Source organism: Streptomyces sp. NBC_01363 (assembly GCF_026340595.1).
Lineage (GTDB): Bacteria > Actinomycetota > Actinomycetes > Streptomycetales > Streptomycetaceae > Streptomyces.
Genome location: NZ_JAPEPF010000002.1, coordinates 882,829 through 902,866, shown reverse-complemented (window position 1 = coordinate 902,866; position 20,038 = coordinate 882,829). Strand labels below are relative to the sequence as shown.

Genomic DNA, 20,038 nt, shown 5'->3' with positions numbered 1-20,038 from the left:
CTACCGGCCCCGCCACTTCGGTGGCCGCTTCTCGGTGAAGGCGGCATGGAATTCCGCGTAGTCCTCGCCGTGCATCAGCAGGGCCTGGGTGGCGGCGTCCATCTCGACCGCGGCGGCGAGCGGCATGTCGAGTTCGGCGGTGAGCAGGGCCTTGGTCTGGGCGAGGGCGAGGGCCGGTCCGTCGGCGAGGCGACGGGCGAGCGCCGCCGCGCGTACATCGGCCCGGCCCTCTTCGGTCAGTTCGCTGATCAGTCCGATACGTTCCGCTTCGGGTGCGCGGACCGGTTCGCCGAGCATCAGCAATCGGGTGGCATGGCCGAGGCCGACGACGCGCGGCAGCAGGTAGGCGGCGCCCATGTCGCCGCCGGAGAGGCCGACCTTGGTGAACAGGAAGGCGAAACGGGCCGACGGATCGGCGATCCGGAAGTCCGCGGCCAGCGCGAGCACCGCCCCGGCGCCCGCCGCCACCCCGTGTACGGCGGCGATGACGGGGAAGGGGGTTTCACGAAGGGCTCGCACCACCTGTCCGGTCATGCGATTGAAATCGAGGAGCTGGGCGGTGTCCATGGCGAGTGTCGCGCCGATGATGTTGTCGACATCTCCGCCGGAGCAGAATCCGCGGCCCTCCCCCGCGAGCACCAGAGCGCGCACGCTGCGTTCGCGGGACAGTTCGGCAAGCAGGTCGCGCAGATCGGCGTAGGCGCCGAAGGTGAGCGCGTTGAGTTTCTCGGGCCGGGCGAGCGTGACGGTGGCAACCCCGTCGTCCGTCGTCAGCCGCAGATGGCGCCAGTCGTCCGTGTGCGGGGCGGAGCTGGGAAACGGGCTCATGGAGGGGGCTCCCCTTCAGCCGTCGGGCTGCTACCTGCACCCGAACTTATCACTGGTTCGTGACTTCCGTCACGAGCACGCGATAGACGGAGCGGGAGAACGCAGTGACCAACGTCCCTTTCATACCTGTCGGCGGCCCCTTGCCCATGTCATTGCACTTCGTAAGGTTGAAACCGAGATGTCTTGATACCGGAGAGTCCCCGCACCCACGCACCCGCGACCACACCCGCACCCCACCCCGGAACGGAAACCATGCCGTGCCCCCCGATGTCCCTCTCCCCGCCTCCTGGCGAATCGCGCTACCGCATTCGACGGCGGCCGTACCGATTGCCCGCGCCCTGATCCGTACCGCACTCGCGGACATCGACGCACCGGCCGACACCGACACCGCCGAGCTCCTCACCGCGGAGCTGGTCGCCAACGCGGTCGAGCACACCCGCAGCGACGAGCCGATCGAGCTGGTCGTGGAGCTCCTGCCGAGCGGCTGCCAGGTCGAGGTGCACGACCGCGACCCCGCCCCGCCGGGCGGTCTCTCCTTCTCCCGGCCCGGCGGCGAGCCGGACCCCTGGCAGGAACACGGCCGGGGTCTGCTGCTGATCCGGACGCTCAGCTCGTCCTGCGGCCACCGCACCACGGAGCACGGCAAGGCCGTGTGGTTCACCCTGCCGTCCCTCGCGCCTCAGAGCTGAGCCGCCGCCCTCACCGGGCCGCGTCGGCGGCGGCCAGCCGGGAGCGGCTGCGGCCGTAGAAGGCGTACACCGCCGAGCCGACGATCAGGAAGACCGCGAACTGGATCCAGGTCGCCCAGCCCGTCCCGTACATCAGATAGAGGCAGAAGCCGACGCCCAGCAGCGGGCTCAGCGGATAGAGCGGCACCCGGAACGAGCCCCTCACCTCCGGGTTGCGGCGCCGCAGCACGATCACCGCGACGTTCACCGCGACCATGGTGGCCAGCGTGCCGATGGTGGTCAGATTCACCACCACGTCGAGCGACGAGAAGGCCGCCGGGACCGCGAAGACGACCGCCACGATCCAGGTGTTGGCGACCGGCGTCGCCGTGCGCGGCGAGACCCGCTCGAAGACCCGCGGGATCAGTCCGTCACGGGACATCGACATCAGGATGCGGGTCTGCCCGTACATCACCGCGAGCACGACGGACGCGATCGCGACGACCGCTCCGAAGGCGACGATTCCGCCGCCGACGGTCGAGTCGGTGACCTGGTCGACGACGATCGAGAGCGCCGCCGGCCGGTCGGCGACGGCCTTCGGCCCCAGCGCGCCGATGGCGGCGAGCGCGACCGCGCAGTAGAGCAGCGTGACCAGGCCGATGCAGACCATGATCGCGATCGGGATGTTCCGCCGCGGGTTCTTGACCTCCTCGCCCGCGGTGGTGATGGCGTCGAAGCCGATGTACGAGAAGAACGCCAGCGACGCACCTGCCGTGACCCCGCCCGCGCCCTGGGCGAAGAACGGCGTGAGGTTCCCGCGTTCGAAGGCCGTGAAGGCGATGACGCAGAACAGGATCAGGATGGTGATCTTGAGGACCGCCATCGCGGCGGTGGCCCCGGCGCTCTCCCGGACGCCGCGCACCAGCAGGGTGGCGGCCATCATGACCACCAGGACGGCGGGCAGATTGATCACACCGCCGTCGCCGGGACCCGCCGAGAGAGCGGCCGGCAGCTGCGCGCCGAACAGACTGTCCAGCAGCTCGTTGACGTACTGGCTCCAGCCGACGGCGACCGCGGAGACCGAGACGCCGTACTCCAGCAGCAGACACCAGCCGACGAGGAAGGCGATGCGTTCGCCGAGAGTCGCATAGGCGAAGGAGTAGGAGCTGCCGGAGACCGGGATGGCGCTGCCCAGCTCGGCGAAGGAGAACGCGGTGAAGATGCAGGTGATCGCGGCGAGCACGAAGGAGAGCACGACCGCGGGGCCCGCCTCGGCCACGCTGTCGGAGAGTCCGACGAAGATGCCGGTGCCGACGACGGCGCCGACACCGAAGCACACCAGCTGGAAGAGCCCCATGGTGCGCTTGAGGCCGTGCCCCTCCAGGTCGGCGCCGGACTCGGCGATCAGCTGGTGGGGATTCTTGATGCGCGGCCCGGACAGGTGCGGGGGGATCGGTGGGCGCAACGGACTCACGGGGATGGTCTCTTCTCTGGTGGAGCATGTGGGGGAGGTGCGACCGGGGCTGTGGGGGCTCAGGTGACACACAAAAAAATGGGGTTCGAGCGTGCGAGCTCGAACCCCACCAGGAGGCAACATATTAGTCACCTTTGCGCATGTTCACCCAATCGGGCGCATGTTCATGCAGCGATCAGCCCTTGGCCTCCGGGGACGCCATGGTCGCCACCAGGACGGCCTTGATCGTGTGCATCCGGTTCTCCGCCTCGTCGAAGACGACCGAGTGCGCGGACTCGAAGACCTCGTCGGTGACCTCCAGCTCCGTCAGCCCGTAGGCGGCCTCGATCCCCCGCCCGACCTCGGTGCCGAGGTCGTGGAAGGCCGGGAGGCAGTGCAGGAACTTCACATCGGCGTTGCCGGTGGCGCGGAGCACGTCCATGGTCACGGCGTACGGAGCCAGGGCCTCGATCCGCTCGGCCCAGACCTCCTTGGGCTCACCCATGGAGACCCAGACGTCGGTGGCGACGAAGTCGGCGCCCTTGACGCCCTCGGCGATGTCCTCGGTGAGGGTGATGGTCGCACCGCTCGCACCGGCCAGCCGGTGGGCCTCGGCGACGATCTCCTCGGCGGGCCAGTACGCCTTCGGCGCGACGACGCGTACGTCCATGCCGAGCAGGGCGCCGGTGATCAGGTAGGAGTTGCCCATGTTGAAGCGGGCGTCGCCGAGGTAGGCGAAGGCGATCCGCTCCAGCGGCTTGTCGCTGTGCTCGGTCATGGTGAGGAGATCGGCGAGCATCTGGGTCGGGTGCCAGTCGTCGGTGAGCCCGTTGAAGACCGGAACGCCGCCGTGGGCGGCCAGCTCCTCGACGGCCGTCTGGCTGTCGCCGCGGTACTCGATGCCGTCGAACATCCGGCCGAGGACCCGGGCCGTGTCCTTGACCGACTCCTTGTGCCCCATCTGTGAGCCGGAGGGGTCCAGATAGGTCGTGGACGCACCCTGATCCGCGGCGGCCACCTCGAAGGCGCAGCGGGTGCGGGTCGAGGTCTTCTCGAAGATCAGCGCGATGTTCTTGCCGCGCAGCCGCTGCGCCTCGGTCCCGGACTTCTTGGCGGCCTTGAGCTCGGCCGCGAGCTCGATCAGGCCGCGGAACTCCTCGGCCGTGAAGTCCAGCTCCTTGAGGAAGTGGCGGCCTGCGAGGTCTATGGCCATGGGAGAGCTCCTGGGTCGGGCGAGGATCGCACGTACAGTGATTCTGGAAGTCTATACGACACCATGCATCGCTATACGGTGTGGTCGGCTCGCGCCGCGCCCGGCCCCTACACCGGGTCGCGCTCCACCGGGCAGCTCATGCAACGGGGGCCGCCCCTGCCCCGGCCGAGTTCGCTGCCGCGGATCTCGATGACCTCGATGCCCTCCTCGCGCAGAAAGGTGTTGGTGGTGGCGTTGCGCTCGTACGCGACGACGACTCCCGGCTCGACGGCCAGCACATTGCAGCCGTCGTCCCACTGCTCGCGCTCGGCGGCGTGCACGTCCTGGGTGGCCGTGAGGACGCGGATCGAGTCCAGCCCCAGAGCCCGTGCGATCGCCCGGTGCATGTGCTCGGGCGGATGGTCGGTGACCTTCAGGTCCCTGGGGCCGTCGCCGGGCTCGATGGTGTACGAGCGGAGCATGCCCAGGCCGGCGTACTGGGTGAAGGTGTCGCCGTCGATCATCGTCATCACCGTGTCGAGGTGCATGAACGCCCGGCGCTTGGGCATGTCGAGCGCCACGATCGTGCGGGCCGAGCCGGCGTCGAACAGTCCGCGGGCCAGCATCTCCACCGCCTGCGGGGTGGTGCGTTCGCTCATGCCGATGAGTACGGCGCCGTGGCCGATGACCAGTACGTCGCCGCCCTCGATGGTGGACGGGTAGTCGTCCTGCCCCTCCGACCAGTGGTGGAAGGCGCCCGCGTCGGGGCCGGTGAAGAGGGGGTGGTGGCGGTAGATCGCCTCGAAGTGGACGGTCTCGCGCTGCCGGGCCGGCCAGCGCATCGCGTTGATGGACACCCCGTCGTATATCCAGGCCGAGGTGTCCCGGGTGAAGAGATGGTTCGGCAGCGGGTCCAGCAGGAAGTCGTCCAGGTCCATGACGTGGAAGCGGACGGAGGTCGGCTCGCTGTGCCCGGCCAGGAACTCCCGCTTGGTCATCCCGCCGACGAGTGCGTCGACCAGCTCGGTACTGGGCAGCTTCTCGAAGGCGGCCCGCAGATGCTCGGTGGCGAGCGGGCCGTACTCCTTCTCCTCGAAGACCCGGTCCAGGACGAGCCGCCTGGCCACCGGGATGTCCAGCGACTCGCGCAGCAGGTCGCCGAAGAGGTGCACCTCCACACCGCGGTCGCGCAGTACGTCCGCGAAGCCGTCGTGCTCCTGGCGGGCCCGGCGCACCCAGAGCACGTCGTCGAACAGGAGCGCGTCCTTGTTGCTGGGGGTGAGCCGCTTCAGTTCCAGATCGGGGCGGTGCAGGATGACGCGGCGCAGCCGCCCGGCCTCGGAGTCGACATGGAATCCCATGCCTCCATCCTCACCGTGCACGGGCCCGTTCACTCCCGCGAACCGCCAGCGGGTTTTCCGGTGATCCCACCGGAGAACCCGCCGACGACGCCCCACAGCCTGCTGCGAGGCTCCTCAGAGACGCGGGTCGACCGGCTCCGACTCCAGGGCCAGCACCGCGAACACCGCCTCGTGGACCCGCCACAGCGGCTCCCCGTCGGCCAGCCGGTCCAGCGCTTCGAGCCCCAGCGCGTACTCCCGGAGCGCCAGCGACCGCTTGTGGCCGAGGAACCTGCCGCGCAGCCGTTCCAGGTTCTCCGGGCGGGTGTACTCGGGTCCGTAGATGATCCGGAGGTACTCCCGGCCGCGCACCTTGATGCCCGGCTGGACCAGCCTGCCCTTGCCGTCCCGTACGAGCGCGGCGAGCGGCTTGACGACCATGCCCTCGCCGCCGCGGCCGGTCATCTCCAGCCACCAGTCGACACCGGCGCGCACCGACGCCTCGTCCCCGGTGTCGACGACGAGCCGACGGGTGACCTGGAGGAGCCCGGTCGGGTCGTGCTCGACCAGCCGGTCGAGCCAGGCCAGCTGCTCGTCGTGCGGTACGGAGGCCAGTGAGCGGCCCTGGACGGCGAGGATCTGGAAGGGCGCGAGACGGACCCCGTCCAGCCCCTGGGTGCTCCAGCAGTACCGGCGGTACGCCTCGGTGAACGCGGCGGCGTCCTCGGCGCGCCCCCGCTGGCGGTCGGCGAGAGCGCCGACGTCCACACCGCGGGCCGCCGCGGCCGCGAGGGCCGCGTTGGCCTCCGGGAGGACGGCCCCGGACGCGGCGCCGACCGCGGCGTACTGCGAGCGCAGCAACCCGGCCGCCTTGAGGGACCAGGGCATCAGCTCGGCGTCGAGCAGCACCCAGTCGGTGCCCCACTCCTCCCAGAGTCCGGCAGCGGTGACGGCGGCGCGCAGCCTGTCGAGGATCACCTCGGTGAGCGCGACGTCGTCGAGGAACGGCCGTCCGGTACGGGTGTGCAGCGCCCCGGTCGGCCCACCGGCGGAACCGAGGGCGTCCGAGGTGCCGCCCACACCGAACCGCTCACGGGCGGCGGCCGCGTCCCGGCAGACGAGCGCCACCGCACGCGACCCCATGTGCTTCTCCTCGCACACGACCTTGTCGACGCCGTCCGCCCGGTACTGCGCGAAGGCCTCGGCCGGGTGCTCCAGGTAGCCGTCCTCGCGCGAGGTGGCGGTGGGCGCCATGGTCGGCGGGAGGTAGCCGAGCAGCTGGGGGTCGACGGCGAACCGGCTCATGACTTCGAGCGCGGCGGCGGCGTTCTCCTCACGGACCGCGATGCGGCCCATGTGCCGGGTCTCGACGATCCGGCGGCCCTGCACATCGGCGAGGTCGAGCGGCCGTCCCTCCCGGCCACCGGGTGCCTCGGTGGCCAGCGGCTTGGCCGGCTCGTACCAGACCTGCTCGGCCGGTACGTCGACGAGCTCGCGCTCCGGCCAGCGCAGCGCGGTCATCTTCCCGCCGAAGACCGCTCCGGTGTCCAGGCAGATGGTGTTGTTGATCCAGGAGGTGTTGGGCACCGGGGTGTGCCCGTAGACCACGGCGGCACGGCCCCGGTACTCCTCCGCCCACGGGTAGCGCACGGGCAGGCCGAACTCGTCGGTCTCGCCGGTGGTGTCCCCGTACAGCGCGTGCGAGCGGACCCGTCCGGAGGTGCGGCCGTGGTACTTCTCGGGAAGTCCGGCGTGGCAGACGACGAGCCTGCCCCCGTCGAGCACGTAGTGGCTGACGAGCCCGTCGATGAACTCCCGGACCTGCTCGCGGAAGGCCGGGTCCTTCTCGTCCTCCCGGTCCAGCTGCTCGATGGTCTCGGCGAGTCCATGGGTGTGCTGGACGTTGCGGCCCTTGAGGTAGCGGCCGAGCTTGTTCTCGTGGTTGCCCGGCACGCACAGGGCGTCGCCCGCCGACACCATGGCCATGACGCGGCGCAGTACTCCCGGGCTGTCGGGGCCGCGGTCCACGAGGTCGCCGACGAAGACCGCCGTACGCCCTTCGGGGTGCGCGCCGTCGACATAGCCGAGCTTGCCGAGCAGGGACTCCAGCTCGGAGCTGCAGCCGTGGATGTCGCCGATGATGTCGAAGGGGCCCGTGAGGTGGCGCAGGTCGTTGTAGCGGCGCTCCAGCACCACTTCGGCGTGGACCGCCTCCTCCTCGGTGCGCAGGATGTGCACCTTGCGGAAGCCCTCGCGCTCCAGGCCGCGCAGCGAACGGCGCAGTTCGCGACGGTGCCGCTGGATGACGTGGCGCGGCATGTCGGCGCGGTCGGGGCGGGCCGCGTTGCGCGCGACGCAGACCTCTTCGGGCAGGTCGAGGACGATCGCGATGGGTAGCACGTCGTGGCTCCTGGCCAGCTGGACCAGCCGCTTGCGGCTCTCGGACTGGACGTTGGTGGCGTCCACGACGGTGAGCCGTCCGGCTGCCAGCCGCTTGCCCACGATGTAGTGCAGGACGTCGAAGGCGTCACGGCTGGCGCTCTGGTCGTTCTCGTCGTCTGCGACCAGACCGCGGCAGAAGTCCGAGGAGACGATCTCCGTGGGCCTGAAGTGCTCGCGGGCGAAGGTGGACTTGCCGGAACCGCTGGCCCCGATGAGGACCACGAGGGAGAGGTCGGTCACCGGCAGCGTGCGTGAGGTACTGGTCATGCGGCATTCGCCTCCTTCTCGGTCCTGTTCCTGGTCCCGTCGGCCGCGGTCATCGTGAACACGGCCATCTGTGTGGGCGGCCCCACCTCGGGGTCGTCGGACCCCACGGGGATGAAGTCGACCCCGTATCCGTGCCGCTGCGCCACCTCCCGGGCCCAGCCTCGGAATTCGGCCCTGGTCCATTCGAACCGGTGGTCGCCGTGGCGCACATGCCCGGCGGGAAGGGTCTCCCAGCGGACGTTGTACTCGACGTTCGGCGTCGTCACGAGCACGGTCCGCGGACGGGCCGAACCGAACACGGCGTACTCCAGCGCGGGCAGTCTCGGCAGGTCGAGGTGTTCGATGACCTCGCTGAGCACAGCCGCGTCGTACCCCTTGAGCCGCTTGTCGGTGTAGGTGAGCGAGCCCTGCCGGAGCACGACCCGGGCGGCCTGCCGCTCCCCCATCCGCTCCAGTTTCAGCCGTCGTGACGCGATGGTGAGGGCGCGCATGGAGACATCGACACCGACGATCTCCGTGAAGCCCACGTCCTTGAGCAGTGCCTGCACCAACTGGCCCTGCCCGCAGCCCAGGTCGAGGACCCGGCTCGCGCCCGCGGCCCGCAGCGCGTCGAGGATCGCGGCGCGCCGCTGCTCGGCGAGCGGGACCGGCTTCTCCTCGGTGTCGGTGGTCTCGTCCACGGCGTTGTCGATGCTCTCGACGTCGAGGTCGTCCGACTCGGCGAGCCGCACCAGTTCGAGCTGCTGCATCGCCTGCCGGGTCAGGCCCCAGCGTCGCGAGAGATAGCGGCTGGTGATCAGCTTCTGCTCGGGGTGGGTGGCGAGCCAGCCCTCGCCCGCCCGCAACAGCTTGTCCACCTCGTCCGGTGCGACCCAGTAGTGCTTGGCGTCGTCCAGCACCGGCAGCAGCACGTACAGCTGCCGCAACGCGTCCGCCAGCCGCAACTCGCCTTCGAGCACCAGCCGTACGTACCGCGAGTCCCCCCACTCCGGGAAGTGCTCGTCCAGAGGAACGGCCACCGCGTCCACACTCGTCCAGCCGAGCGGCCCGAAAAGCTTGCGCACCAGCTCCGCTCCGCCGCGGGCCGGCAGCGCGGGCACCTCGATCCGCAGCGGCATCGGTGCCTCCGCGCGCTCGGGCAGCGCGCGGCACGCACCGTTCAGCGCGGACTTGAAGACCGTGCTCATGGCGACGGACAGCAACGAGGACGCCGCGTACGGGCGGTCGTTGACGTACTGCGCGAGCGCCGCGTCGGGAGCGCCGCCCCGGCCCTTGCCCTTGCCCCGGCGCACCAGGGCCACGGGATCCACTTCCAGCAGAAGCGCCGCGGTGCAGCGCTCGGCGGATGCCTCGGGATAGAAGACATGCGCGGTGCCGTGGGAGGTGGAGAACGTCTGCGCCTTCTCGGGATGCTTGTGCAGCAGGAAACCGAGGTCGGTCGCCGGACGTTCCGGGTTGCCGGTTGTGCTGATTGTCAGGAACACACGTCCGAGTATGGCCCGGCCCACTCGCCTCCGACCAGGTATTTTCAGGTGTACGAGGAGTCGGCCGGGTCGTTTCCCGGGGGCAGGTCTGCTCTCCGGGTCGGGTCGGTACTCCGGGTCGGGTCGGTACTCCTCGTCGAGCGCCGCGCGGACTCGTCGGCCGTCGTCGTGCCGAGCAGCCCGGCCAGTTCCGCGACGGTGTCCGGGCCGACCCGGCAGCAGCCGCCGATCAGCCGGGCCCCGGCGTCCAGCCAGGCCGCTGCTCCGCCCGGGTCGAACGTGGGAGGGCCGGCCCATCCCCGTCCCCCCGCGTCCCACCGCTCGCCGCTGTTCGGGTACACGACGACCGGCTTCCCGATCACCTCGGCGGCCACCCGCACCGCCCGGTCCGCATCGACCGGATCGCAGCAGTTCACCCCCACGGCCACCACGTCGTCGCGCCCCGCGGCGAGAGCGAAGGCCGTCTCCAGCGACTGGCCCGCCCTGGTCCGGTCGCCCGCCACGCTGTACGAGAGCCAGACGGGCAGCCCGCACCCCTCGACCGCCCGCAGCAATGCCTCGGCCTCGTCGACGTCCGGCACGGTCTCCAGCGCCAGCGCATCGGGCCCGGCGGCGGCCAGCGCCTCGATCCGGGGCCGGTGGAAGCGCTCCAGTTCCCGGACGGAGAGCCCGTAGCGGCCCCGGTACTCGCTGCCGTCCGCCAGCATCGCCCCGTACGGGCCGACCGAAGCGGCGACCCAGACGTCCCGCTCCACCGCACCGGCGGCCCGTCGCGCCAGCCGGACACTGCGGGCGAACAGCTCCGCCGCCCCCGCCCGTCCGATCCCCCGCCGCGCGAACCCCTCGAAGGTCGCCTGGTACCCGGCGGTGATGAGCACCTGTGCACCCGCACGCACATAGGCGGTGTGGGCCGCCTCGATCTGTCCGGGCCCGTCGGTCAGCAGACGGGCCGACCACAGCGCGTCGGACAGATCGCAGCCCTGCGCCTCCAACTGGTTGGAGAGACCGCCGTCGAGCAGGACCGGTCCTGCCGCGAGAGCACGGCCGAGCGGACGGGCGGGCGGGCCCAGGGCCGTGCGGGCGGGCACACGGAGGGACGGTGAGCCGTCGGCCGGGCGGGCTGGGTGCACAGGTGGCCTCCTTTTCCCTCGGTCCTCAGCCGAGCTGGGACTGGATCTGGGAGGAGATCAGCTCCAGGTGGTCCAGATCGTGCAGGTCCAGGACCTGAAGGTAGATCCGGGACGAGCCGATCGCGCCGTACCGGCCGATCTTGTCGACCACCTCGGCGGGCGAGCCCGCGAGCCCGTTCGCCTTCAGCTCCGCCACCTCACGCCCGATGACGGAGGCGCGGCGTGCCACCTCGGCGTCGTTCCTGCCGACGCAGACCACCAGGGCGTTGGAGTAGACCAGGTCGTCCGGTGCGCGGCCGGCCCCCTCGGCGGCCTCCCTGACCCGGCCGAACTGCTTCTCGCTGTCCTCCAGCGACGCGAAGGGGATATTGAACTCGTCCGCGTAGCGGGCGGCCAGTCGCGGTGTACGCGTCGCACCGTGACCGCCGATCAGCACCGGCACCTTGGCCTGCGCCGGCTTGGGCAACGCGGGCGAATCGGTGAGCTGGTAGTAGGTGCCGTCGAAGCTGAACGTCTTGCCGATCCCGGTCGCCCAGAGCCCGGTGATGATCTCCAGCTGCTCCTCCAGCCTGCCGAACTTCTCCTTGGGGAACGGAATGCCGTAGGCCTTGTGTTCCTCCTCGAACCAGCCTGCGCCGAGACCCAGCTCGACGCGTCCACCGGACATCTGGTCGACCTGCGCGACCTGGATGGCAAGCACGCCGGGGAGCCGGAACGTCCCCGCCGTCATCAGGGTGCCGAGCCTGATCCGCTTGGTCTCACGCGCCAGCCCGGCCAGGGTGATCCACGCGTCGGTCGGGCCGGGCAGACCGTCCCCCGGACCCATGCGGAGATAGTGGTCGGAGCGGTAGAAGGCGTCGAAGCCGAGGTCCTCGGTCGCCCTGGCGACGGTGAGCAGGGTGTCGTAGCTCGCCCCTTGCTGGGGCTCGGTGAAGATTCGAAGATCCATGCATCCATCCTGCACCTCCGGATACCGGACGTTCTTCTCCTGCTGCCTCCCCAGCGCCGTCGCTGTCGAAGTCCTGTACAGTCGCCACCTTCCCGTCCGACGGCGCGCTCAAGGCCGCCCGGTCACCCCCGAATCCGCTGCGCGGTCGCACCCGAATCCGCTGCGTGGTCACTCCCGAAGTCTTGCGCGGCCACGGCCGGCCGCAGTCGTACCTGCCGGTCCGCCGACCGCGCCGTACGGGCCGTACGGGCCGTCCCGCCCCCGGCCGCGCTCCAGATCCTGCTGCCGCTCCCTGTCCTGCTCGTCGAGGCGGCGGAGCATTCCGTGCACCCGGTCCATGGACTCGTCCGCCGCGTCGATCGCCTCAATGCACTGCCAGTAGAGCCCCTGCTCATCGGTCTCGCAGGCCACCCCGACCAGCGCCATCCCCACTTCCCCGAGCAGTGTGCCCAGCCCCGTCAGCGTCGCCCGGGGCTCGGTGAGCTCGGAGAGCTGTGCGGCCCGCGCCACCCCGGCCCGCGCCGCCGGGTGGTCCAGCGCCCCGCTGCTCCGGCCGCCGATCTCGCTCAGTCCGCGCGCCTCGCCCCGTAACTCCTTCGGACCGTCGGCCGCCAGGCGGCTGCCGATCGCCTGGGCCAGCGCCTGTGCCTGCCAGGCCTCCGCGATGATGTCCGGCGTCCCCCTGCTCTGCGCCAGAGCACGCCGGCTGACTCCTACAAGACGTTCCGCTTCCATGCGTTCCCCCGTCCGTACGAAAAGCCGCTCACCTCATCCATTACCCACAGTGAGGTCACCGGTACCGAAAAGCCAGGGGAATTCGGAAATCTATGGACACTAAATCGATTGTGGATAAGTCGATCACTCCGAAGAGTGACGGTCGCTCGATTCTGTGGGGTCCTGGAGTCCCGGCACCGGGAATCGGGACTCGTTCCGGTCGATCTTCTGCGACAGCGCCGCGAGCGCATCGATCCCCAGCACTTCGCAGAACTGCAGCAGATACGCGAGAACATCCGCGACCTCGTCCGCCACCCGGTGCGCCGTCTCGGGCCGCTCCATCACCCGCGCCGACTCCTCCGGTGTCAGCCACTGGAAGATCTCGACCAGTTCGGACGCCTCGACGCTCAGCGCCGCTGCCAGGTTCTTCGGGGTGTGGTACTGCTCCCAGTCCCGCGCGGCCGCGAACGCGGCGAGCCGTCGCTGCAGGGCCTGTACATCAAGTTCTGTCACGGTCCAGGTCTACCACCGTCACCCCGGGCGCCTCCCGGGCCCGTACCGCGCCCGGTTCCGTGACCGTCCCGGCCAGCCTGAGGTGCCCGGCAGCCCCGATCGACACGGCCAGGGACAGCAGTTCGCGCAACTGCCTTCCGTCCAGGTCCCGGTCGAGTCCGTCGGCCAGCACGGTGAGGGTCTGCATGGCCGACGGCACCTCCCCCGCGGCGTCCACCGCCAGCACCCCGGGGCCGGTGAGCAGCACGAGGGCGAGCGCGAGATACCTCAGCTCGCCGTCCCCGAGCCGCCCGACCGGGGTCGCCGGGGAGGCGGGTCCCCCGCCCCGCCCGACCGTCGCCCGCAGCGATCCGTCCCCGAGCCGCTCGACGCCCAGCGCGGTCACCGGCCCCGCGCACCCGGCATGCGCTGCGGCGACCAGCCGGGCATGGCGCTGGACGCACTGCGTGCGCGTACGCTCCAACACCGCCGCGAGGTTGTCGCAGCCGCGTCGCAGCCTGCCGTCACCGGCCGGCACGGGGGCACGCATCCGCTGCGGTTGCGGTTCGCACGCGAAGACCGACCGCAGGGCCACGACCATCTGCTCCGCGGCGGCCAGGACCCGTAACTGCCCCTCGGTCCTGCCCGCGACCCGCAGCGGCAGCAGGGCCGTGCCCAGACGGTCGTCCGGCAGCGGCGCGCGCGTCACCGGGACCGTGCCGGCGGTGTGCCAGGCCGCCTGGACCATGGCGCGCCCCGGGTCGCGCAACGCGGTGGTGAGCAGGGTCTCGCCGCCGGCGGTGAGCCGTTCGCCGACGATGCGGAGCGTGGGCTCCGCCTGGACGGCGACGTCGAGCCGTACCGGTCCTGCCGGTCCGTCCGCCGTGCAGCCGATCCGGAAGCCGCGGCGCCCCTGCGGGTCGGCCGCGGCCCCTTCCGGAACGCAGCCCGCCGGGTCCGGGAACACTTCGTCCAGCGGATCCCCGCCACCCAGGCGCGCCAGCGCCTCGTACGCCCGCAACGCGCTCGTCTTGCCGCTGCCGGCGGGCCCCGCGAAGAGCGTGACCGGACCGATGGGGAAGGCTGCACCGCGGTGCGAGGCGAAGGCGGACAGCCGCAGTTCGGTGACGACGGGTCCGGCGGCGCGGTCCGGCCCGCCGGAGCGCCGCGCGGCCTCCGGACGGACCGGCTCGGGAGTGGCGGCGGCCCCGGAAGGGGCGGCGGGCGGTGGCGGGGTGGCCCCCGGTCGGAGTGCGGTCATGGGCGGACGGTATGCGGTCCACGGACCGGCGAACCGTTCCGCCTGGACGACCTTCCTACGATCGGGTTACATGAACCACCTCGCCCCGCCCACCCGAGCGCCCCGCCCCAGCGGTCTCCGGCGGGCCACTAACCGGGCAGGCCCGCCGCCGTGACCCCCTCGACCTCCATGCCGACCGGGGACAGCAGGAAGACGTTCCGGTCGACCCGGTGCATTCCGCTGCCGAGGCCGAAGACCACCCCGCTGGTGAAGTCCAGGATGCGCTTGGCCACATCCGTCTCGGCGCTGGTCAGGTCGAGCAGCACCGGAATCTGGGAGACCAGGTACTCGGCCACCTCCCGTGCGTCCGCGAAGACCTGGACCCGCAGCACGACGAGTCGCCGTTGCTCGGACGCCGGGCTCTCGTCGGGGACCGTGCGGTGATCCACCCTGGACGGCCACTCGTTGCGGCTGCGCAGAGGTACGACCTGGGCAAGCCCCTCCCACTGCTCGTCCGTGACGTCGTACCTGTCGTACCTGCTCACCGGACCACCCCGTCTGTGCTTCGGTTGGCGTTGCGCCGGCTGCGCTCGCTGTTCATCGGGCAATTCTCTCGCCACTCACCCGTTCGGCGTACCACCGACACGGTTCATGGGCCGATCGACACCGCCGGCGGCCCGTCCTCGGCTTCCCCGGCGGCCCTGAGCCGGTGTGCTTCCGCACTCATGTCGACGGGGGTGAACCGTACCGGAAGCCGGACCAGCGCGCGGTGGAACGGTCCCGGACGCCACTTCAGAGCACTGACCGGAACGGCCAGTTCCGCGTCGCACAGCTGACTGGTGAGCTGCTCGATCGCGGTCATGGCGATCAGGAGCGCCGGCTGCTTCGCCGGGCATCGGTGCGGACCCGCGGACCAGGCGAGGTGGGCGCTGGCCCCGGAGCGGACCGCGGGGTCCGAAAGGCCGGACGCCGAGCGGGTGTTGGCCGCCGCGTAGGAGACCAGGAGGAGTTGTCCCGCGCGCAGCCGCACGCCGTGGAACTCCGTGTCGTGCCGCGGGTAGTGGGCGGCGAGATTGGCCAGCGGCGGATCCTGCCACAGGACCTCGTCGATCGCCTCGTGCGCCGTCATCGCGCCGCCGTGCAGCGAACCGGCGTAGCGGGCGTCGGTGAGCATGTGCAGCAGCGCGTTGCCGATCAGATTCGTGGTCGGATCGTGGCCCGCGCTCATGATCAGGGTGATCTGACGCACAGTCTCGTCGTTGTCGAGATCGGCCGGGTGGCCGAGGAGGTACGAGGTGAGGTCGCGGCGCGGCCGGGTGCGCCGGTCGGCGACCAGTTCGGTGACGACCTCGACGAGGTCGGCGTACGCGGTGGCGGCGTTCTCGGCCGAGTTGAACATGCCGGCGATGCCGTTGACGATGCGTTCGCCGTCGCCCGGCGGCACGCCGAACCAGGTGACGAAGACGTGCAGCGGCAGCCGTCGGGCGTACTGGGCGATGAGATCGCCGCTTCCGGTGGCGGCGAATTCGCCGATGAGCCGCCGGGCGACCCGGGCGACCTCGGCCCGCAGGACGTGCGGCTCGATCAGGGCGAGGCTGTCGTTGATGGCGTCGCGGTAGCGGGCGTGCACGTCGCCGTCGCTGAAGAGCGCGGTGGGCCGGTAGCCGAGCATGGGCAGGACCGGCGAGTCGTCGGGCACGGTGGCCTGCCAGGCGCGCGGGTCCTTGGTGAAGGTGTGGGTGTCGCGCAGCAGATCGACGGCGGCCTGGTAGTCGGTGACCAGCAGGGCATCGATGCCCGGGGCGAGCCGGACGGGCGCGAGAGGCCCGTGTTCGCGCAGGCGTCGGTAGTGGCTCCGCGGGTCGGCGGCGAATTCCGGACCGTACAGGGCGAGGGGCTGCGGCGGCTGTGCGAACGGGGTCATGACGGGTCCTCGGGCCTGGGCATCCGGGTGAGCACGTGCTCGGCCAGCGCGATCAGCGCGTCGATGCTGCCGCGGCGTTCACGGGCGTCGCACTGCACCAGAGGGGTCTCGGGTGCGAGGTCGAGGTGTTTGCGCAGGACCTCGTCGGCGTGGGCGGGGGCGTCGGGGAAGCGGTTGACCGCGACCGCGTACGGCAGGCCCTGCTCCTCGACCATGTCCATGACCGCGAAGGAGTCGGCGAGTCTGCGGGTGTCGACCAGGACGAGTGCGCCGAGCGCACCGCGCGCGATGTCCTCCCAGAGCGGCAGGAACCGCTGCTGGCCGGGGGTGCCGAACATGTAGAGCACCAGGTCGTCCAGGACGGTGAGCCGGCCGAAGTCGATGGCGACGGTGGTCGTGGTCTTGTCCGGCAGCCCGGCGGTGTCGTCGAGCCGGGTGCTGGACTGGGTCATCGCCTCTTCGGTGTGGAGCGTGGCGATCTCCGACAGCGTACGGATCAGGGTGGTCTTGCCGACGCCGAACGGACCCGTGACGACGAGTTTCATCAGGGTCCGGGCGGCAGGCGGCAGATAGCCGATGCCGGTGCGGTCAGTGGAGGGAGCGGAGTCCAACGAGCAGCCTCTCGACGAGCGACCGGTCGATCTCCCCGGCACTGGGGATGGGCGGTCGGGTGTGCAGATGTCCGGCGGCCACGAGGTCCGTGGCCAGGAAGACGGTGGCGCTTACCGGAAGGTCCAGGTGGGCCGCGCACTCGACGACGGTGAGCGCCCCCGGTTCGAGCAGCTCGCACAGTCTGCGCTGTTCCGAGCCGGTGTCCGGGGGCAGCTCGGTGTCGGCGCGTACGAGTACGTCGAGCCGGTCGAGCGCGGGACCGGCGGGCCGGGTCCGGCCGCCGGTGACCAGATAGGGGGGTATCAGACGGCGCCCTGGGCCGGAGGTCATGGCCGGGCGGTGGTGTCCGGCAGGCGGGCGGGTGCGTTCATCGCCCGGGTCAGGGCGGTGACCTGCACCTGCATCTGGTACGCGATGTCGCCGAGCTTGGCTCCGGGTTCCGCGAACAGGGCGAGTGTGGTGTTGTTCCCGGCCGGTACGACGATGGCGAAGCCCTGGTCGGACTCGACGACGGTCTGGGCCAGGCGCGGTGCCTCGACGTCGGTGAACGCCGTGGTGAACGCGCGTGCCGCGGCGTGCAGCGTGGCGGTCATGGCGGCGACCCGCTCGCCGGACGCCCGGTCCAGGCCGGGCGACGCGCCCTCGACGAGACCGTCTCCGGTGGCGACCACGGCGTGCTGGACTCCGGGCAGCTCCAGCAGCGGGGTCAGCACCCATGCGAGGTCACCGGTGGTGGAAGTGGGGGCGCTCACGTCTGGTCGTCTCCTTGCTCGTCCCGGTCGTCCGGGTGGTCGTGGTCGTCCGGTGCCGGTGCGGATGGCCGCCCGGCGACGCTCCTGCCGTTGAGGGTGCCCTGTTGGAGTGCCGCCCAGGAAGCCCCGGCCTGCTCCGGTGTACGTGGCACCTGTTCGCGGTCCGGGGCGGCGTCGGCGGACGCGGGGCGGGCCGGGGCCGGACGCGGGGCGCGTCGGCGCCGGCTGGGCAGCGCGGCAGCCTCCCCGCCGGCGGGTTGCGGCACGGGGGCGGTCTCCTGCTCGGTCGGGGCGGGAACGGAGGAAGTGGCCTGCGCCTGCACCGGCTTCGGGGCCAGGGCGGAGAGGCTGTGGTCCTCCTCCAGCACGGTCAGCAGATGGGCGGGGACGCGAAGGATCGTGCGCATGCCGCCGAACGGCGATGCCTCGATGTGGCAGTTGAAGCCGTACTGCAGCACCAGCCGGCCGACGACGGCGAAGCCGGTCTGCGGCGGGTCGCCCAGCTCGGTCAGGAGGACTTCGGGCGGGCCGGCCAGCAGGGCCCGTGCCCGGTCGAGCGCGTCGTCGTCCATGCCGATGCCCGCGTCGTCGACCACCAGGAACGCGCCGCGGCCGCCGCTCTGCTGGAGGGTGACCTGGACATCGGTGTCGGGGTGCGAGTAGGCGGTGGCGTTGGCGAGCAGTTCGGCCAGTGCGATGGCGAGGGGTTCGGCGGCGCGGGCGACGAGGGCGAGTCGTTCGTCGCGCAGGTGGTTGGCGACCTTGACGCGTTCGTAGCCGGCGACCCGGGACTGGGCGCCGAGCACGATCTCGACGAGCGGCGAGTTCTGGCGGGCGAGGCCCGGCCAGGCGTCGCAGAGCACCGCGGTGGCCTGGGTGCGCCGCAGCGCCAGTTCGTTGCGGAAGTCGAGTTGCAGGATCCGCGGGTCGTCGTACTCGTGCTGGAGCTCGTGCAGCAGCTGCTGGGACTGGTTGAGCAGGGACTGGATCTTGGCGGAGGTGCCACGCATCGCCGCGCGGGCGGCCGCGTCGACGCGCCCTCGCTCCTCGACGACGGCCTTGCGGGCGGCCTGCACCGCCTCGGTGAGCAGCCGCGCGGAATCGCCGTCGACCTCGGCCGCCTCCCGCAGTCCGGGGACCTTGGCGGTGGGATGGGAGAGGGCGAGCGCGGCGGCGGGTATCCGGTTGTGGGCCAGCTGGCGGATCTCGTCGGTGAGGGCCGCGGTACGGGCCTCGGCGGCCTTCGACTGGCGTTCGGCCAGCTCGGCGCGGGCCAGGGCGATGTGTTCGGCGCGCGCCGAGTTCTGTGCGCGGACCGCTGCCGCCACGGCAGCGGCGACGGCGATCACCGCCATTATCCATCCCATGCCGTCACCGCGTTTCTGTTGTCGGATCGGTCTTCCGGCCGAAGCGGCTGCAGAAGCTCCGCCTACCGCTCCGCGGGGCCCGCCGGCTCATCCGGCTGCTCCAGTTCTTGAGCGACCACGGCGACCTCGGTCATCACCTGGAGCACTCCGGGCAGCTCGGAGCCGTCGAGCTGCCGGTACTCGCTGCCGATGGTCACCACCAGCCGCTCGGGCAGGCCCAGTTCCGGGTAGCGCCCCTCGCCGATGACCCGGCGGGCGGCCTCGACGGCGGGAATCCCCGCCGTGTGGAAGGCGTGGGCGCGCTCGCGGACGTACTCCAGGTACACGATGTGGTCGCGCACCCCGGCCCGGTCGAGGAGCGGGCCGTGTCCCGGGACGACGGTCTCGGCGCCGGTGGCCAGCACGCGTTCGCAGGCCGCGATCAGATTGCTCAGCGGACCCGCCCAGTGCACCGGGTGGTCGCCCGGCTGCTCCGGGGTGGAGGAGAAGATGATGTCCCCGGTGAACACGGCACCCTGCGCGGGCAGATGGACCATCAGGTCGCCGGTGGTGTGCGCGGACGGCAGCGCGGAGATCTGGACCGGGTACTCCCCCAGCGTCAGTTCGAGCTCGCCCGTGAAGTAGGTGGTCGGCACCACCGGCTCGGTCTGCGACCAGTCGAAGGGGCCGAAGTGACGTGCGAGATAGCTGCCGAGCGGGGTGGCCGGATCGCCTGCGGCGACGAGGGCGTGCTGCTGCTTCGGGGTGGGTTCGTAGTGGATGTGCTCGCGGGCCTCGCGGGTGGCGATGATCTCCGCGTCCGGGAGTACGCCCGCGCCCCAGAAGTGGTCCCCGTTCGCATGGGTGACGATCACCCGGTCGACATGGACGCCGTCGGGCAGCCGCTTCGTGGACTCGGCCAGGAACTGGCCGGCCAGCACGGCGTCGTACGGGGTGTCGATCCAGAGCGCACCGCGGGGCGAGACGAGCAGACCGCAGTTCGCCAGCCCCCAGCCCCGTTTCGGCGGGAGCCATGCGTAAAGGCCCCGCCCCAGGTCAACGACGTCTCCACCCGTGATCGACATGGACGCGATTATGCCGACCGAAATCCGGCCACGCGTTCGAACTCGGTCACCATGAGGTCCCGTTGGCGCAAATTCATCGCTCCCGCTCCCCGGCGGCGGAGCCGCGGTGACCCTGCGAGA

The 20,038-nt window shown here is 71.2% G+C and carries 19 protein-coding genes; 1 reads left to right on the top strand and 18 read right to left on the bottom strand.

Going from position 1 to position 20,038, the window contains the following annotated elements; all coding sequences use genetic code 11:
* Positions 1 to 828, bottom strand: a complete 828-nt coding sequence (locus OG611_RS31920; RefSeq protein WP_266428126.1) for an enoyl-CoA hydratase family protein — start codon at positions 826 to 828, stop codon at positions 1 to 3.
* A 257-nt stretch (positions 829 to 1,085) separates the two neighbouring features.
* Between OG611_RS31920 and OG611_RS31915 the strand changes: the two genes are divergently transcribed.
* On the top strand, positions 1,086 to 1,517 hold the full coding sequence (locus OG611_RS31915; protein WP_266428124.1) for an ATP-binding protein: 432 nt from the start codon (positions 1,086 to 1,088) through the stop codon (positions 1,515 to 1,517).
* A 10-nt stretch (positions 1,518 to 1,527) separates the two neighbouring features.
* Here OG611_RS31915 and OG611_RS31910 read toward each other — a convergent pair whose 3' ends face one another.
* The 17 genes from OG611_RS31910 to OG611_RS31830 form a co-directional block, all read right to left on the bottom strand.
* Positions 1,528 to 2,970, bottom strand: coding sequence for an amino acid permease (locus OG611_RS31910; RefSeq protein ID WP_266428122.1), 1,443 nt, complete (start codon positions 2,968 to 2,970; stop codon positions 1,528 to 1,530).
* Positions 2,971 to 3,145: 175 nt separating this feature from the next.
* Entirely contained in the window at positions 3,146 to 4,162 is a 1,017-nt protein-coding gene (argF, locus tag OG611_RS31905) for an ornithine carbamoyltransferase (RefSeq protein WP_266428120.1), read from the bottom strand.
* Between the two features lie 107 nt (positions 4,163 to 4,269).
* The gene (locus tag OG611_RS31900) at positions 4,270 to 5,502 is read right to left on the bottom strand and encodes an arginine deiminase (protein ID WP_266428118.1); all 1,233 of its coding nucleotides are present in this window, start codon (positions 5,500 to 5,502) and stop codon (positions 4,270 to 4,272) included.
* 114 nt (positions 5,503 to 5,616) lie between these two features.
* Complete coding sequence (locus OG611_RS31895) at positions 5,617 to 8,190, bottom strand: polynucleotide kinase-phosphatase (protein WP_266428116.1); 2,574 nt, start codon at positions 8,188 to 8,190, stop codon at positions 5,617 to 5,619.
* Positions 8,187 to 9,674, bottom strand: a complete 1,488-nt coding sequence (locus tag OG611_RS31890; protein ID WP_266428115.1) for a 3' terminal RNA ribose 2'-O-methyltransferase Hen1 — start codon at positions 9,672 to 9,674, stop codon at positions 8,187 to 8,189. The genes OG611_RS31895 and OG611_RS31890 overlap by 4 nt, the downstream gene beginning before the upstream one ends.
* Before the next feature lie 44 nt (positions 9,675 to 9,718).
* Positions 9,719 to 10,744, bottom strand: coding sequence for a homocysteine S-methyltransferase (mmuM, locus tag OG611_RS31885; protein WP_266431346.1), 1,026 nt, complete (start codon positions 10,742 to 10,744; stop codon positions 9,719 to 9,721).
* An 85-nt stretch (positions 10,745 to 10,829) separates the two neighbouring features.
* A complete protein-coding gene (locus OG611_RS31880; RefSeq protein WP_266428113.1) occupies positions 10,830 to 11,753 on the bottom strand; it encodes an LLM class F420-dependent oxidoreductase in 924 nt (307 codons plus the stop codon).
* 168 nt (positions 11,754 to 11,921) lie between these two features.
* Positions 11,922 to 12,488 (bottom strand): DUF6099 family protein, encoded by a 567-nt coding sequence (locus tag OG611_RS31875; protein ID WP_266428112.1) that lies wholly within the window; start codon positions 12,486 to 12,488, stop codon positions 11,922 to 11,924.
* 123 nt (positions 12,489 to 12,611) lie between these two features.
* Positions 12,612 to 12,980, bottom strand: coding sequence for a nucleotide pyrophosphohydrolase (locus OG611_RS31870; RefSeq protein WP_266428111.1), 369 nt, complete (start codon positions 12,978 to 12,980; stop codon positions 12,612 to 12,614).
* Positions 12,967 to 14,220, bottom strand: coding sequence for an ATP-binding protein (locus tag OG611_RS31865; protein WP_266428109.1), 1,254 nt, complete (start codon positions 14,218 to 14,220; stop codon positions 12,967 to 12,969). The genes OG611_RS31870 and OG611_RS31865 overlap by 14 nt, the downstream gene beginning before the upstream one ends.
* Positions 14,221 to 14,348: 128 nt before the next feature.
* Positions 14,349 to 14,744 carry a cell division protein SepF gene (locus tag OG611_RS31860; RefSeq protein ID WP_266428106.1) on the bottom strand — a complete coding sequence of 132 codons (396 nt, stop codon included), beginning with the start codon at positions 14,742 to 14,744 and terminating at the stop codon, positions 14,349 to 14,351.
* A gap of 104 nt (positions 14,745 to 14,848) precedes the next feature.
* On the bottom strand, positions 14,849 to 16,123 hold the full coding sequence (locus OG611_RS31855; RefSeq protein ID WP_266428103.1) for a cytochrome P450: 1,275 nt from the start codon (positions 16,121 to 16,123) through the stop codon (positions 14,849 to 14,851).
* Positions 16,120 to 16,734, bottom strand: a complete 615-nt coding sequence (locus tag OG611_RS31850; protein WP_266428100.1) for an ATP/GTP-binding protein — start codon at positions 16,732 to 16,734, stop codon at positions 16,120 to 16,122. The genes OG611_RS31855 and OG611_RS31850 overlap by 4 nt, the downstream gene beginning before the upstream one ends.
* Positions 16,712 to 17,065: a DUF742 domain-containing protein gene (locus OG611_RS31845; RefSeq protein ID WP_266428097.1), complete on the bottom strand. Its 354-nt coding sequence runs from the start codon at positions 17,063 to 17,065 to the stop codon at positions 16,712 to 16,714. The genes OG611_RS31850 and OG611_RS31845 overlap by 23 nt, the downstream gene beginning before the upstream one ends.
* A complete protein-coding gene (locus OG611_RS31840; protein WP_266428095.1) occupies positions 17,062 to 17,487 on the bottom strand; it encodes a roadblock/LC7 domain-containing protein in 426 nt (141 codons plus the stop codon). Before OG611_RS31840 ends, OG611_RS31845 begins: the two co-directional genes overlap by 4 nt.
* A complete protein-coding gene (locus OG611_RS31835) occupies positions 17,484 to 18,854 on the bottom strand; it encodes an ATP-binding protein (protein WP_266428094.1) in 1,371 nt (456 codons plus the stop codon). The genes OG611_RS31840 and OG611_RS31835 overlap by 4 nt, the downstream gene beginning before the upstream one ends.
* A 62-nt stretch (positions 18,855 to 18,916) precedes the next feature.
* Positions 18,917 to 19,918 carry an MBL fold metallo-hydrolase gene (locus OG611_RS31830; protein WP_266428091.1) on the bottom strand — a complete coding sequence of 334 codons (1,002 nt, stop codon included), beginning with the start codon at positions 19,916 to 19,918 and terminating at the stop codon, positions 18,917 to 18,919.
* Positions 19,919 to 20,038 lie beyond the last annotated feature (120 nt).

What these genes read in the sequence shown, in the direction of transcription:
- argF (WP_266428120.1), bottom strand. Translation starts at nt 4,162, where the DNA reads ATGGCCATAGACCTCGCAGGCCGCCACTTCCTCAAGGAGCTGGACTTC.
- OG611_RS31855 (WP_266428103.1), bottom strand. Translation starts at nt 16,123, where the DNA reads ATGACCCCGTTCGCACAGCCGCCGCAGCCCCTCGCCCTGTACGGTCCG.
- OG611_RS31900 (WP_266428118.1), bottom strand. Translation starts at nt 5,502, where the DNA reads ATGGGATTCCATGTCGACTCCGAGGCCGGGCGGCTGCGCCGCGTCATC.
- OG611_RS31880 (WP_266428113.1), bottom strand. Translation starts at nt 11,753, where the DNA reads ATGGATCTTCGAATCTTCACCGAGCCCCAGCAAGGGGCGAGCTACGAC.
- OG611_RS31845 (WP_266428097.1), bottom strand. Translation starts at nt 17,065, where the DNA reads ATGACCTCCGGCCCAGGGCGCCGTCTGATACCCCCCTATCTGGTCACC.
- OG611_RS31830 (WP_266428091.1), bottom strand. Translation starts at nt 19,918, where the DNA reads ATGTCGATCACGGGTGGAGACGTCGTTGACCTGGGGCGGGGCCTTTAC.
- OG611_RS31875 (WP_266428112.1), bottom strand. Translation starts at nt 12,488, where the DNA reads ATGGAAGCGGAACGTCTTGTAGGAGTCAGCCGGCGTGCTCTGGCGCAG.
- OG611_RS31920 (WP_266428126.1), bottom strand. Translation starts at nt 828, where the DNA reads ATGAGCCCGTTTCCCAGCTCCGCCCCGCACACGGACGACTGGCGCCAT.
- OG611_RS31895 (WP_266428116.1), bottom strand. Translation starts at nt 8,190, where the DNA reads ATGACCAGTACCTCACGCACGCTGCCGGTGACCGACCTCTCCCTCGTG.
- OG611_RS31835 (WP_266428094.1), bottom strand. Translation starts at nt 18,854, where the DNA reads ATGGGATGGATAATGGCGGTGATCGCCGTCGCCGCTGCCGTGGCGGCA.
- OG611_RS31865 (WP_266428109.1), bottom strand. Translation starts at nt 14,220, where the DNA reads ATGACCGCACTCCGACCGGGGGCCACCCCGCCACCGCCCGCCGCCCCT.